This window comes from Pelotomaculum propionicicum (assembly GCF_048984525.1).
GTDB lineage: Bacteria > Bacillota > Desulfotomaculia > Desulfotomaculales > Pelotomaculaceae > Syntrophopropionicum > Syntrophopropionicum propionicicum_A.
Window position 1 is genome coordinate 1 of the sequence record NZ_JBMGJC010000024.1, and the last position, 13,683, is coordinate 13,683.

The 13,683-nt window shown below is 47.2% G+C and carries 10 protein-coding genes and 1 other RNA gene; 3 read left to right on the forward strand and 8 right to left on the reverse strand.

What is annotated here, in order from left to right; all coding sequences use genetic code 11:
• Positions 1 to 396 precede the first annotated feature (396 nt).
• An RNA gene (rnpB, locus tag ACOBQJ_RS16740) (RNase P RNA component class B) lies at positions 397 to 767 on the reverse strand.
• A gap of 373 nt (positions 768 to 1,140) precedes the next feature.
• Between rnpB and ACOBQJ_RS16745 the strand changes: the two genes are divergently transcribed.
• The 3 genes from ACOBQJ_RS16745 to ACOBQJ_RS16755 are packed head-to-tail and all read left to right on the forward strand — an operon-like array spanning position 1,141 to position 3,888.
• Positions 1,141 to 1,764 (forward strand): TetR/AcrR family transcriptional regulator, encoded by a 624-nt coding sequence (locus ACOBQJ_RS16745; protein ID WP_421072925.1) that lies wholly within the window; start codon positions 1,141 to 1,143, stop codon positions 1,762 to 1,764.
• 23 nt (positions 1,765 to 1,787) lie between these two features.
• Positions 1,788 to 2,789, forward strand: coding sequence for an HlyD family secretion protein (locus ACOBQJ_RS16750; RefSeq protein WP_421072926.1), 1,002 nt, complete (start codon positions 1,788 to 1,790; stop codon positions 2,787 to 2,789).
• A complete protein-coding gene (locus tag ACOBQJ_RS16755) occupies positions 2,773 to 3,888 on the forward strand; it encodes an ABC transporter permease (protein WP_421072927.1) in 1,116 nt (371 codons plus the stop codon). Before ACOBQJ_RS16750 ends, ACOBQJ_RS16755 begins: the two co-directional genes overlap by 17 nt.
• A 14-nt stretch (positions 3,889 to 3,902) precedes the next feature.
• Here ACOBQJ_RS16755 and ACOBQJ_RS16760 read toward each other — a convergent pair whose 3' ends face one another.
• From ACOBQJ_RS16760 to tnpA, 7 genes are all read right to left on the reverse strand, one after another.
• Positions 3,903 to 5,327: an ATP-binding protein gene (locus ACOBQJ_RS16760; protein WP_421072928.1), complete on the reverse strand. Its 1,425-nt coding sequence runs from the start codon at positions 5,325 to 5,327 to the stop codon at positions 3,903 to 3,905.
• Positions 5,328 to 5,351: 24 nt separating this feature from the next.
• Positions 5,352 to 6,035 carry a response regulator gene (locus ACOBQJ_RS16765; RefSeq protein WP_421072929.1) on the reverse strand — a complete coding sequence of 228 codons (684 nt, stop codon included), beginning with the start codon at positions 6,033 to 6,035 and terminating at the stop codon, positions 5,352 to 5,354.
• Positions 6,036 to 6,410: 375 nt separating this feature from the next.
• A complete protein-coding gene (locus tag ACOBQJ_RS16770) occupies positions 6,411 to 8,342 on the reverse strand; it encodes an FAD-dependent oxidoreductase (protein ID WP_421072930.1) in 1,932 nt (643 codons plus the stop codon).
• 468 nt (positions 8,343 to 8,810) lie between these two features.
• Positions 8,811 to 10,778, reverse strand: a complete 1,968-nt coding sequence (locus tag ACOBQJ_RS16775) for a sigma-54-dependent Fis family transcriptional regulator (protein ID WP_421072931.1) — start codon at positions 10,776 to 10,778, stop codon at positions 8,811 to 8,813.
• 326 nt (positions 10,779 to 11,104) lie between these two features.
• Positions 11,105 to 12,640 (reverse strand): IS66 family transposase, encoded by a 1,536-nt coding sequence (gene tnpC, locus ACOBQJ_RS16780; protein WP_421072932.1) that lies wholly within the window; start codon positions 12,638 to 12,640, stop codon positions 11,105 to 11,107.
• An 89-nt stretch (positions 12,641 to 12,729) separates the two neighbouring features.
• Complete coding sequence (tnpB, locus tag ACOBQJ_RS16785; protein ID WP_421072933.1) at positions 12,730 to 13,092, reverse strand: IS66 family insertion sequence element accessory protein TnpB; 363 nt, start codon at positions 13,090 to 13,092, stop codon at positions 12,730 to 12,732.
• Positions 13,082 to 13,450 carry an IS66 family insertion sequence element accessory protein TnpA gene (gene tnpA / locus ACOBQJ_RS16790; RefSeq protein WP_421072934.1) on the reverse strand — a complete coding sequence of 123 codons (369 nt, stop codon included), beginning with the start codon at positions 13,448 to 13,450 and terminating at the stop codon, positions 13,082 to 13,084. Before tnpA ends, tnpB begins: the two co-directional genes overlap by 11 nt.
• Positions 13,451 to 13,683 lie beyond the last annotated feature (233 nt).

Consider the following 13,683-nt stretch of genomic DNA (forward strand, 5'->3'; position numbering starts at 1 on the left):
TTCGCTTGCGCTCGGAATTTACTGCTCGTTTCGGTCTCGTTTTAGACTTGACGAGTCATGTGTTGTTTGAGTCGTGGGTCGTGGGTCGTGAGTCGTGTGATTCAGGGCATTCCTCTTTAGTCTTTTGAACTTTCAAGGCCTGTCATCCATCCTCACGTCTCACGTCTCATTTCTCACGTCTCGTTTTTACATCCATCCACTGTTTAGTTTTCAAAGACCTAGTACCTATCCCATCCGCGACACTTTTATAGTCTAACATTATTGTTTTCTCAAGTCAAGGATCATTAATCCTTTTTTCGTCGCTTTTTGCAGGGAAAATTCGCATTCCATTTTACTCATTTTTCTGAGTTTTTGCTCCCGTCTTAATAACAGGATTTTAATATTTAACTAAAGTACAGCCGTAAGCGAGATTCTGTTTTGGCAGTCATCTATCTAAGGAAGACCTGCTTCCTTCCCCCTGCGGGGCGCCCCTACCCGCGGTCATGAGAGGGAGACGTTTTTTGTCCCTTCTCCTCAATCCCGCCTATTTGGGTTGCACGCTAGCGGAGTTTACCCTTGCACCCGCCGGTCACCCGGCGGTATAGTTTCTGTGGCACTTTATGGCTACTCGCAACTCATAGTGAGTCCCTTCTGCCGTCGTCAGGTCACCCTGCCCCGGCTTGCGCCGGGCGCCGTACTACTTCCTGCTGCAACCTGTTAAGTGTTACAACCAGGACGTGCGTGTCTCGACTTTCCTCTGCCTTAGCCGGCAGCAACTGCCCGCTGAACTTTAGTTATTAACTTTTTTCTTTCGCCTGTCAGCCTCACCAAGAGGCGACAAAAGATATCTTATCAAAAATCCGCCGCCCTGGCAACAGGTAATTTATGGACAATCCATACTAACCTGAAGAAGCAACTGCCATACCATCGGCATCAGGCAAAAGGGTATGTATTTTATGAATTTTGATAAACAGTTTCTTTCTCGATGTTGATTAAATAACATTCTGCGTTTTATTGTTTATTGAGCAAAATTATCCAGCATGATACTATACATATTGATTATTAATAAACATAGTGTTCATTTACTCGGCAATGGTTATAAAAAAGATCGCGTTATTAGTTTGATTTGGGTATCAGAAAAAAAATCAGGGTGGTATAAACATGCCGGAAAAAACAACAGACAGGCGAATCATTCGGACGAACAGGCTGATCCGGGACACGCTGACAGAGTTAATGAAGGAAAAAGGTTTTGAAGGGATTACTGTAAATGAACTGACTGCTAAGGCAGATATTAATCGCGGCACTTTTTATTTGCATTATCGTGACAAGCAAGATTTATTGGAACAAAGTGAAGATGAGATTATTAAAAAAATAACTAAAATTTTAAGTGCCGCACAACAACTAAGTCCGGAGGAAACATTATATTACAATTCTCATGATGAACCGTTTCCATTCATTGTAAAACTATTTGAATACATTAAAGACAACTCTTCTTTTATAAAAACCCTGTTAGGACCCAAAGGAGACCCTTCCTTTCAAGTAAAACTAAAAGAAGTTTTGAGAAAGACATTATTAAAAAAGTCACATCAATTAAAAAAGGAAGAAATGATGGTCCCTCCGGATTATTTGATAGCCTATCTCTGCTCAGCTTACCTCGGCCTCGTCCAGCACTGGCTGGAAAGCGGCATGAAAGAATCTCCGCGAGATATATCATTGGTTTTATTAAGAATTAACCTTTTGGGCCCCGGAAAGGCGTCAGGCCTATTAAGTACTTCTAAATCTTAGAGTAAAAAGGAGTGTCAAACTATATGAAAAAAAGACTGATTCCCCTTATCTTATTAGCTATCGCCCTTATTACGGGCGGGATCTTGATGACGCTCAACGGCAAAGACGCGGTAACAATGGCCTCCACTGTAAAATTCGGCCTGTTGGCTGCCGATACCTTAAACCAGTCCTTTCAGGGAGTGGGCGGCAGGGTTATATCCATTCAAGCAACCGAGGAACAGCAGGTAAAGCAGGGGGATGTACTGATGGCCCTTGACTCCACGGATATTGATCTGCAAATAGCCAAACTGAAGACCGACATTCAGCAGCTGGACGTCAAACTCCAACAAACAAATGCTCAAGGCGACCGCAGGGAAGACGTGGAACGCCAGTTGCTGGCCGTGGAAGCGGCCCAACAGGCCTTGGACCTGGCACAAATTAATTATGACCGCACAAAAGCGCTCTTTGACGCCGGGGCGCTAGCCCAGGCCAACCTGGACACCGTAAGTTATCAGCTTGATACTGCCAAAAACGCTTCATCCCAACAACAGGCCGCCCTCAAAAAGCTGGAGACAGATATTCAAAACAATGCTTATAACGTGGAGCTTGTTGAAAAGCAAAAGGAATCCATGGAAGTACAACTGCAATCCCTGGAAGTCCAGAAACAACGCATGACCTTGAAAGCGCCGGCAGACGGCAAAGTGACCCGCATCATCCCCAAGGTTGGAGAGAACATACCCGCGGGGGCAACTGTGGTTGTCATTGAATCCAAACAGTTATATTACGACATCTATGTGGATGAAACGCAAATTTCCAGTTATACACCCGGCAGCAGGGTGTCCGGGTATGCGGCAGCCTTAAAAAAGAACGTCGAAGGTGAGGTCCGCTACATTACTGCGGCGCCCCAGTACGCCAATATGAGAATGAGCCGGGAAAAGGGACAGGCCGATGCAGCTTCCTTCCTGGTCCGCATTGATGTGCAGCGCGCGCCGGACCTTCTTCCGGGAATGACATTGGAGGTGAACACCGGTGAAAACACTCATTGATGAGTGGAGATACATTATCCGGGGTAAATTCATTGTCCAGATCCTGATAGTTCCCTTAGTGGCCGCGGCCCTTTTTGGTTATATATTTAAAAACAGTACTGTAAATGAGGCACCCCTGGCGGTAATTGACCTCGACCACAGTTCCTACAGCCGGCAGTTGATTAATAAATTGGACTCTTCCCAATATGTCCATGTTGTTGGCGTTTATGACAACTACGTGGAAGCCGACATGCTGCTGTACAATGAAAAACATTCCGGCGCCTTATACCTCCCGGCAGGCCTGGAAGCGTCCTACCTAAAAGGGAAGCCCGTTAATATGGGCTTGTGCCTGGACATGACTCTGACTGCCACCGCCAGCAGCATTCGCACAGGGATCAGCGAAGTAATTGCCGCGGAAAACGCGGCCAAAGGCGCATCCATGTCTCTGGCCCTGGAGCAGCGCACCCTGTATAACCCCACCAACCATACCGTCATGGGCTCCGTTATAATGTTTATTAATGTTGTCGTGCTTGCTCTCCTTGGCTTTCATACCATATCCATCGTCCCGCGCCTGCGCCAGGAAGGACGTCTGCGGGAAGAACTGCGGCAGCCGCTGCGCGTTGTTTTACGCCTGCTCCCCTATGCGTTTATCGCCTGTGTCTCAACCTGCCTGGTGACGGGATTACTCAAGCATTTCGGCAGCCTTCGCTTTGAAGCCGATTGGCTGCAAATATCCATTCCATTTCTTTTGTATACCTTTAGTACGGGATTAATGGCGATGCTGGCAGGCTGGACAGCACCTGACGCCGGGAAAGCCGGCGCCAGAATTGTTTTACTTATACTCCCCTCTTTCCTGCTCAGCGGCGGTCAGGTCCCGGTTGCCTTACTGCCCCAGCTATTGCAATGGATCAACAAGGCCATTCCTTTATCCCTGCACTTCAAATTTTTAAGGGGCATGGGTTATAAGGGTGGGGAGCTTTGTTACTTTATTCCCGAACTGGGCCAATACTTGATTTTAATCGGTGCTTTTCTAACGGTGGTAATTATACTCATTCTAAAAGAAAACCTTAAGGACTCTGCTCCAAACGGACTGGTTCTCAAGGCGCCGCCACAGGTGTGATTTTTAGATTTATGCTATGAATTTTGTTTATAAACTGGCACACTAAAATAGAAGGTGCTTCCCTCGTTTACTTTGCTCTCCGCCCAAATTTCACCGCCGTGAGCCTCGACAATACCTTTTGCGATGGCCAGCCCAAGGCCCGCTCCGCCGCCGGCTCTATGCCGTGACTGCTCTGACCGGTAGAACCTGTCAAAAACATTGGCCAGATCGCCCGGTGCAATCCCTATACCGGTATCCTGAACTGAGAAGACGGCCCCGCCGTCTTTAGCAGCGGCGGATAGTTTTACTGTGCCGCCTGGCTCTGTGTAAAAAAGGGCGTTTTTTAAAATGTTTAGAATAACCTGGGCAATCCGGTCAGGGTCGGCATTAACCTGTGGCATGCCGGCCTGGACATCGACCAGAAAATTCACGTTTTTCTGCATTGCTTCACTTGAGAAGAGCAGAGTTGCTTTTTCCACCAGTTCATCCGCTGAAACACTGCGCCGGTTTAACCTGAGCTCACCGGCATCCGCCAAACTTATTTCCTGTAATTCATTTACCAGCCTTGAAATCCGCACGACCTCATCGTGCAGCGAAATTATTATTTCTGGAGATGGTTTAATTATCCCTTCCTGTAATGACTCCAGGTTGCCCCTCAATATGGAAAGAGGTGTCCTTAACTCGTGAGCCGCATCCGCGATGAGGTTTCTTCTCAGCCTTTCATTTTTTTCAAAATTATCAGCCATAAAATTAAAGGATTTAGCAAGTTCGCCAATTTCATCACCGGTTACGACCGGGGCCCTGTATCCAAGGTCCCGCCCGCCCAGGCGGCTCGCCGCGGTTGTCAGCATGGCCAGAGGCCCGGTCAGGTGCTTTGAAACAAGCATGCCCAGTATTAAAGCTATAATCGCGGCAATAACTGCCGCCCATAAAATGGCATTGTTAAGTGAGCTGACAAACTCATTCTCCCAAATACCTTTTTGCAAATTCACTACAATTAATTTGCCAACAGCGACGCCGTTTACCTCAATGAGCGCGCTCTGCCCGATGGAGGACTCGGGAGCAGGCCGGCCAAGCAATGTTTCATCAGATGAAGCAACTACAATATCAGAAGCATCCAGCAGAAGGACATCCCAGCTGCCAGGGCCCATCATCGTTTCAGCGCCCATGGCCCGGCGCCCCGCCCCTGCCCTGGGAACTCCCTGCCCCCCGTAATACCCGTACCCGCCGCCTTTAAGCTGGAGACTGTCAAAAACAGCCTGGACGCCCGTCCATCCTCCTTCTTCAAGGTAATACCCGGCCAGCACCACTCCGATCCTGTCCAGCCGGTAGGTAAGGTTCCTGTCAACGTAAAAATCGAATGACCTGCGGATAGCAATACCAGCCACATAGGCGGCTATTAATGTTGCAACAAGGGCTAATGCAACCATTGAAACTGATATTTTCGCGCCAAGCTTCATTCTTACCACCCCGTGTCTGCCGGTTTAACCTCCGAACCGGTATCCCATACCGTACACTGTCAATATATAACGGGGATTCGCCGGGTCCGGCTCAATCTTTTTACGCAGGTTGCTTATATGTGTGTCTATCGACCTTTCGTATCCTTCGTAGGCATAACCGAATACAGCGTCAAGGAGCTGCAGACGGCTGTAAACTTTCCCCCGGTTGCTGAAAAGCAAGGCCAGCATCTTAAATTCTGTGGGAGTCAGAGCGACGTTTTTTTCGTTTGACCAGACCTCATGCCGGTCCAGGTTTATTTCCAGGCCGTCTGCCTTAATCGAGTTGGTCTTTGTTTCCCCGCCGGGATCCGCACGGCGCAGGACAACCCGGATCCTTGCAGTCAGCTCTCTTAAGCTAAAAGGTTTGGTTATATAGTCATCCGCTCCGAGTTCCAGCCCGAGCAGTTTATCGATTTCTTCCGTCCTGGCTGTCAGCATAATAACAGGGATGTTGCTTTTCTGCCTGACCTGCCTGCAGACCTCTAAGCCGCTAATGCCGGGCAGCAGCCAGTCCAGCACGATAAGGTCCGGCTTTTTAGAATCCGCCAGTTCCAGCGCCTGGCGTCCATCAGCCGCCTCAATAACCTCAAAGCCTTCATTCACCAGGTATTTATTGATTAAGTCCCGGATTTTATCTTCATCATCCACGATTAAAATTTTTTTGGACATATTTCACCTCGGTAGGTAAGCAGCTAAATTTCTTTAATCAAAATGATAACCTATCCACGTTATTTTAACAATCTTTTAAGCATGGAAGGTCACCGCATGTTGCCAGGCAGCGGAATGGGGACACCCCTCCGGTTTATGATAACTTTTGTCGTTACATGTTACCAGACAGCGGAACGGGGACACACCTCCGGCTTCTGCAGCCTTTTATCGTCGCATGTTGCCAGACAGAGGAATGGGGACACACCTCTACCCCAGGTATTCCTTTGTGGGCGAGGTATGTCCCCGATGAAAAAACCCTCCGGTTTTTTTAAACCGGAGGGTTTTATCTGTAGACGGCGTCCCAGATACCAGCAAGCAGGGGCTTTAGCCCTCTAATCAGATTTTTACCGCAATCCTGGCGCCTTCTTCAATAGCGTTTATCGCTTTTCTGGCATTTACAGCATCGCCTATAACATACAGCTCAGCTACTTTGCCTTTTAATTTTTCCTCCAGCGGATTGTAAGCTGCCGACCCCAAAGCCAGCACGATGCTGTCAAAGCCTGTTATTTTTTCTTCTTTACCATCTTTTTGGTAGACAACACCGCTGTCCAGGAACTCTTTGACAACAGCACCGGTCAGGCAGGCAACGCCATATTCTTTTAAACGCTGCAGCAAGTACAGCCGCGGCCCGTCCGGTATGTCCATAGCCACGTCAGGCTGCATTTCGATCACGGTTACCCTGTGGCCATGTTCGCCCAGATAGTCGGCTGTTTCAGCTCCAACCATTCCGCCGCCTATAACCAGGACGTTTTCACCCACGACATTCTTTCCGTCTATCACATCGGCAGCTTTAACAAATGCTGGATTATTAATGCCTTTTATATCGGGAACCAGCGGCGTCCCACCCGTAGCCAGGATTACAACATCAGGATTTTCTTTTTCTATCAGCTCAGGTGAAACTTCAGCGCCTAATTTGAACTCAACCCCGTATTTTTTGCCCATGGTAATATAATATTTTATCGCTCTCAATATATCGTCTTTGGTAGAAGGTATGCCTCCAATCCTGAATTGCCCGCCTAATACCTTTTCCTTTTCATAACAAGTGACATTATGGCCTCTCCTGGCGGCAATCCAGGCTGCTTCCAAGCCGCCGGGCCCGCCTCCCACGACCATAACCTTTTTAGGTTTTTCCGCTTTCTCAATTTTCAGTGTTCCTTCACGGCCTGTAAAAGGGTTCACCAAACAGGATATTTTTAATTTTTCCGGGTTGAATAAATAGCCCACACAGCCCTGCAGGCAGTATATACATGGGGCTATCTCCTCTGTGTCATTTGCGGCCACCTTGTTGGGCAGCTCCGGATCGGCCAGCGATTCCCTTCCTAAAGAAACCATATCTGCCTTGCCGGTTTGGATAATATCTTCCGCCAAAAACGGGTCCGTGATCCTGCCAACAGTAATTACCGGAATTTTTACCGATTTTTTAACTTCCTCAGCGTACAGCACATTATTCGCCGGCGGCACGGCGCCCGGCACAAACATCCAGTGCATGCTGCCATAGGTACATACTGATATATGCATCGCGTTGATCCCGGCTTGTTCCATCAGCCTGGCTACAGCCCTTGTTTCATTGATAGACCTGCCGCCGTGAACTTTCTCATCACCGCTCATTCTAAACAGCAACGGGAACCCGTTCCCGACTGCCCGCTTAATGCTCTTAATAATTTCGAGGGGGAACTTCATCCTGCTCAAGAAGCTGCCGCCAAACTCGTCGATCCTCTTATTTGAGTATTGCGACATGAATTGTGCTATCAGGTAACCGTGCGCCCCGTGGATTTCGACTGCGTCAAAACCGGCATCCCTGGCTCTTACTGCCGCGTCTCTGAACTTTCCGATCATTTCATAAACTTCTTCTGTTGAAAGTTCCTGAGGCATTTGTTTCATCACCGGACAGGGGACCGGAGACGGTGCGACTGGATTCTCACCAGTAATCTCGGTGGTTGTTTGTCTGCCGGCATGGTGAAGCTGCACGGCAATCTTTGTCCCATATTTATGGACTTCATCGACTAATTTTTTCCACCCCGGAACCTGATCATCACTCCAAATACCGGCCTCAAATGGTATGGCCTTACCAGCAGGTTCAACAGCTGTTACTTCTACTATTATTAATCCATATCCACCTTTCGCCCTCGTCACATAATAGTCAATCAGCTGTTGAGACACACTGCCGTCCGGATTAGCAAAATTTGTTCCCATGGGCGGCACAACAAAGCGGTTTTTCACTTCTAACGACCCAATCTTGATTGGGGATAACAAAGCTGGGAAATTCATGCGTAATCCTCCTTTAGAATTTAGATTTCATGCCGGCATGCCGGAAAAGCAACAGAGGTGCTGAGACTGTTCAGCAGCAAAATGTTGCCCCGGCAGCAAACAGTGATAGAAATCCATAACGCAATTTCTGTGCCTGTAAATTGAAGAATATTTAACAAAACATATAGGAGCTTCACAGCGTGAACCGGCAGTATTATTAATGATAATCCATGCGGGGGGAATATGGCGGATGGATGAAGCTATATTTTAAAGGTGGCGTGCGGCAGTTAGTGGACCGTTGCGTACAGCGGTGTATATTTTTAAGCCAATGTCAATGACATTGGCTTAAAATAGATGATCTGCTGTTTGCAGCGGGAAGGGCGTAATCCGCACGGACAAGCAGGAGAATATCAAATTTGATCTGTATACATTTTAAACACCCGCAAAGCCTTTTGCCTTCCTCTGTAGTATTATTTTTAAACACTGCAGCTAAATTGTTATTTTATATCTTTTAATTTTACGGTAAAGGGTAGCCCTGGTAATACCCAAAATGCTTGAGGTTTGAGAGATGTTGTTATTGCACCGGTTGAGCGTTTCTATTATTGTCTGCCTTTCGGTTTCATCCAGCGTCTTTAAACCCTGCGGAACATCTTCTCCGCAGCAGGACATACTGGAAGGCAGGTCTTTTGCCGTTACAGCACGGCCTTTGCCTTTCATATTGTTCAAAAGATAAATCAACGTGTTCTCAAGTTCCCTGGCATTTCCGGGCCAATCGTAAGCAGCGAAAATTCTCATGACCTGCGTTGAGACTCTAATGCTGCCGGCGTCTGCATAAGTTGAGCTATGCTTGCTTACAAAGTGCTGCCATAAAACCTCTATATCTTCTTTCCTGTTTCTAAGGGGAGGGATGGAAAGGACCATTACGGACAGCCTGTAAAACAAGTCTTTTCTGAAACAGCCGGCATCCACCTCCATCAGCAGGTCTTTATTGGTGGCAGCAATAACCCGGACATCCAGCGGTATTGTCCTGTGGCCCCCGACCCTCGTAATACGCTTCTCCTGCAGAACCCTCAACAGGTTGGCTTGAACGGGGAAGGGCATATCTCCTATTTCATCCAGAAAAATTGTCCCGCCGTTAGCAAGTTCGAATTTACCGGCTTTACCGCCTTTTTTAGCTCCCGTAAAGGTACCCTCTTCATAACCAAACAACTCACTCTGGATCAAGTCTTTAGGCAGGGCGGCGCAGTTAACTGCAATAAAGGGATTGCTGCGGCGGGGACTATTATTATGAATCGCCTGAGCCATGATTTCCTTACCGGTACCGCTTTCCCCCTGTATTAATATGGTCGTATCCCTAAAGGAAACGTTTTGAGCTTTTTGCACCACTTCTTTCATTTTATCGCTGCAAAAGACCATGTCTTCAAAGGTGTAAACGGCGTCATTGCCGTATTCGGACGTTCTTTTAAGTTCTTTCAAGGTGCCGACCGCGCCGATGTTTTCAAAGTTTGAGTCCTTAATCGGCTTAAAATGGGCATTTACACAGACCAGTCCTTTAGGAGTATTAAACTGCAGCTCGGTCCAGCTCATGTTTTTTTCCAACTGGTGTTTGATTTTTTCGTAATTTTTCACAATGGAATCTATCTGGTGGCCCACGTATCTCTGGGATGACACACCCAGTATCTTGGATGCGTTGTTATTTATGTGCGTTACTGTCCCATGTATGTCAAAGAAAAGCAAAGCTTCCGGTATACTGTCAACTATAGCTTTTAAGTAGTGGCTCGACTTATTAAAACCGGTGTGCAGCCGCCGAAAGTTCAATTCCATCTCTATGGCTTTGGCCGTCGTGTCCACTAAACCCAGAATAAGCGGGTGGTGCAGCTTTTCGTTGACATTGGACAAATCGAGTATACCGATCAGGTTTCGCTGGTTGTCAAATATTGGCGCCGAGGAGCAGCACCAGTTATGGTAAAGCTGGCAGTAATGCTCCCGGGAGAAAACCTGGATCGGGTTTTTCCCTATCAGGCACACGCCGGGAGATGTTGTCCCGATGGCATTTTCGGAGCAGCTGGCGCCTGGAACCAGGGAGAGCGACTCTGATAAACTGAACATTTTCCGGTCACCGAATATGTCCAGAATTATTCCCTCGGCATCGGTGAGGATAACAACGAAACCCATCCCTTTTACCCTTTCATAAAGCTTCTCCATATGTGGCTTGGCCACATCCAGAAATTCCCTGTACTGTTCCGCCCTCCCCTGTATGTCCGGATTAATAGAATTACTCTTATTATTTAGCGGGTCAACATTATTCTGCAGGCATCTTTCCCATGAAAGCGCTATTTCCTGGCGCAGCAGGTTTGTTTCGATATAATTTTCAGATGCCAGCCTGTTCCAGGCTCTCTCAGATACTTTATCGGTTTTCACATTCACTATAACGGGTGTTTTACTGGCCGATCCCATTAAAGCAACCTCCTATATAGTTAAACAGCTCAATAAAATTGCAATAAGTTTAAACCCACCATTATAAAAAAATGACGCGCCTCGGAATTTATCAACTTGGGTAATAAAAAGAAAAAGAGGCACGTTATTAGCGTTTAACCATTAATTCGAAGCATGGGGACGGTTCTCCTGCTTCCTTTCTGTTACTTGTTTTTTCTTGTTACTTTTTATCGTCACATGTTACCATGTGTCAAGGTGTGTCAAGGGGACGGGGTTGTTGACAGTAAGCGTCAAATAACAAAGTGTATAGAAAAAGAGCAAAAACCAGTGCAAACTGAGTTTTTGCCCTATTTGCAGGCTTCTTGAACCTCCGGACTCCACGGAAGATAATCTTCAAGATATTCCGGATGTTGACCGAACTGTACACCCGGCAACTGGCTGAAGATATAATAAAGATATTTATAAGGACTCAGCCCATTGGACTTGGCACTTTCAATGATGCTGTAAACGGCAGCACTTGCCGCGGCTCCTTTGGGGCTTCCGCTGAAAAGCCAGTTCTTGCGTCCTATGGTGAAGGGACGGATACAGTTTTCCGCAAGGTTGTTGGAAATAGAGCAATTGCCATCCTCCAGATAATTCATCAGCTCATGCTTATGATTCAAGGCATAATTTACAGCTCCACCCAATTTAGATTTGGGAAGAATCTTGGCCTTAGTGGAATCAACCCACGCCCAGAAGGCATCTAAAACCGGTTTTTCCTGTTTCAGACGCTCGGATTTTCGTTTTTCTCTGGAAAGGTCCTCAAGAGTTTTTTCAATCTCAAAGAGTTTGTTGCAATATGTAATCCCCTGGCTTGGAAAAGTAGCATCCGGACCACGGATATCTTTTGGAAGGGCATCAACGAATTTTCTTCGAAGATGTGTCCAACAGAGGCACCGCGCGATTTTATCAACCTTTTTGTATCCCGAATAGGCATCCGTGTGGAGGTATCCACTAAAGCCCTTCAGGAATTTCTGCGGGTATCTGCCGTTTCTCCCCGGCTGGTACTCGAAAATCCGGATGGGATGGTCAGAATGCTTACCTGTACTGTAGACCCACATGTAGGAATCAGTTGTATTCTTGCGCCCCTCTTCGTTCATAACCTGGACAGGGGTTTCATCTGAATGGATATATTTTTCTTGCAAGAGCCTTTTATGCATCAACTCTAAGACTGGCGACAGCCAGTCACGGGATGCAGCCATAATCCAATTGGCCATGGTAGCACGGCTTAAGTTTACTCCCAGCGTCTGCCACTCTTTCTCCTGGCGGTAAAGGGGAATGGCGTTAACGAACTTCTGGTGCATGACCCAGGCTACTGTGGAGGGAGAAGCCATGGAATGTTGAATTACCGGATACGGCATCGGTGATTTCTCCATGTATGGCTGCCCGTTCTTACGACAGGTGCGGCACTCGAAGGTTTCACGGTAATGGTCAATTGCCCTGACTTTGGCGGGTATAAACTCAATTTCCGTGCGGATGAATTCTTCACCGACGGACACAAGAGCGGTGTTGCACGTTTGGCAGAAACGATCCTCCTCAACAAGTGTACAAAGGTGTTTGTCGTGTGGGATGTCTTTTAAAAGCTCCATACGCTGACCATTAAATTTCTTTCGCCGGTAACCCTCGACTTGTTTTAAATCAGGTTCAGCTGCCTTCGGATCAGCCTGGGTTTCTGCTTCATCAAAAAGAGACACCTGTCCAGAGGAAAGGACAGATGTCTTCTCAGAGCTTCGGCCAAAGAGCTTATGCTTCAGATATTCAACTGTATCGTGAAGGAGTTTGTTTTCCCGCTCCAGTTCGGATATGCGTTTTTCGAGTGTTTTTACCTGCTCTGCTGCGCTCATAAACGGCTAAATCCTTTGCGTTTTTAGCTGTATTAATTATAGCACAAAAACGCCATAAAATCCAGTAAACGTGCGGCTTTGCGGCATTTTTACAGTGAAAAACAATCGCTGGTATTCAGCTTTTTAACCGCCTTGGGTTGATCGATACAGAGGCCTTCCATAAGCCACCGGAACTCCTGGCAGGTTATACAGCGGACCGCTTCGGCATTCTTTGGCCATTGGAATTTGCCTTTTTCCAGCCGTTTATATAGAAGAAGGAATCCATCGCCTTCCCAATAGAGTGCCTTCAGCCGGTCGTGCCGCCGGCCGCAGAAGAGAAACAGGCTGTTCTGGAAAGGATTCAATTGAAAATTCCGCTGGACAAGGGCTGCAAATCCATCAATAGATTTTCGCATGTCGGTATAACCGCAAGCTATATAGATCTTCTCGGCTTTGGAGATATCACCGAACATGCTGCAGCGCCCTCAGGGTGTTTTCGATCACCGATAGAGAAGCGTTGTTGTGAATCTCCAGTGATACCAGGCCATATCGCACGATGATATCCGGCGATGGCTTTTGAGACGCTGGGCCGGTACCGGATAAAGGTACTGGTATGTTTAGCGGTACGATGGGATTGTTTTCGCCCGAGCATGCGGGAAGGGCTTCACAGGCGGCTGTGCGAACGCGTTTTAGCCAGTAATAGTACCTTTTTTGATTAATGTTATGTTCAGCACACCAGGCCGCAACAGTTTGTCCGCTGCTGCGGCATTCACTGATAATCTGTGTCCACTGATTCAAGCGGTATTTGTCGGTGACTTCCCTGGTATTCAACCTAATCCTCCTTTGGAGTTTTTAGAGCTTAGTCGAAAAACTCTCAAACTCTAATTTAGAGGATTGTCCCACAGTTCAAAGGAAGTTTCTATCCACTATCTTATTAGACGCTTACTTCCTTTCTGTTACTTGTTTTTTCTTGTTACTTTTTATCGTCACATGTTACCATGTGTCAAGGTGTGTCAAGGGGACGGGGTTGTTGACACATTCCTTGACTCACGGAATGTGTCAAC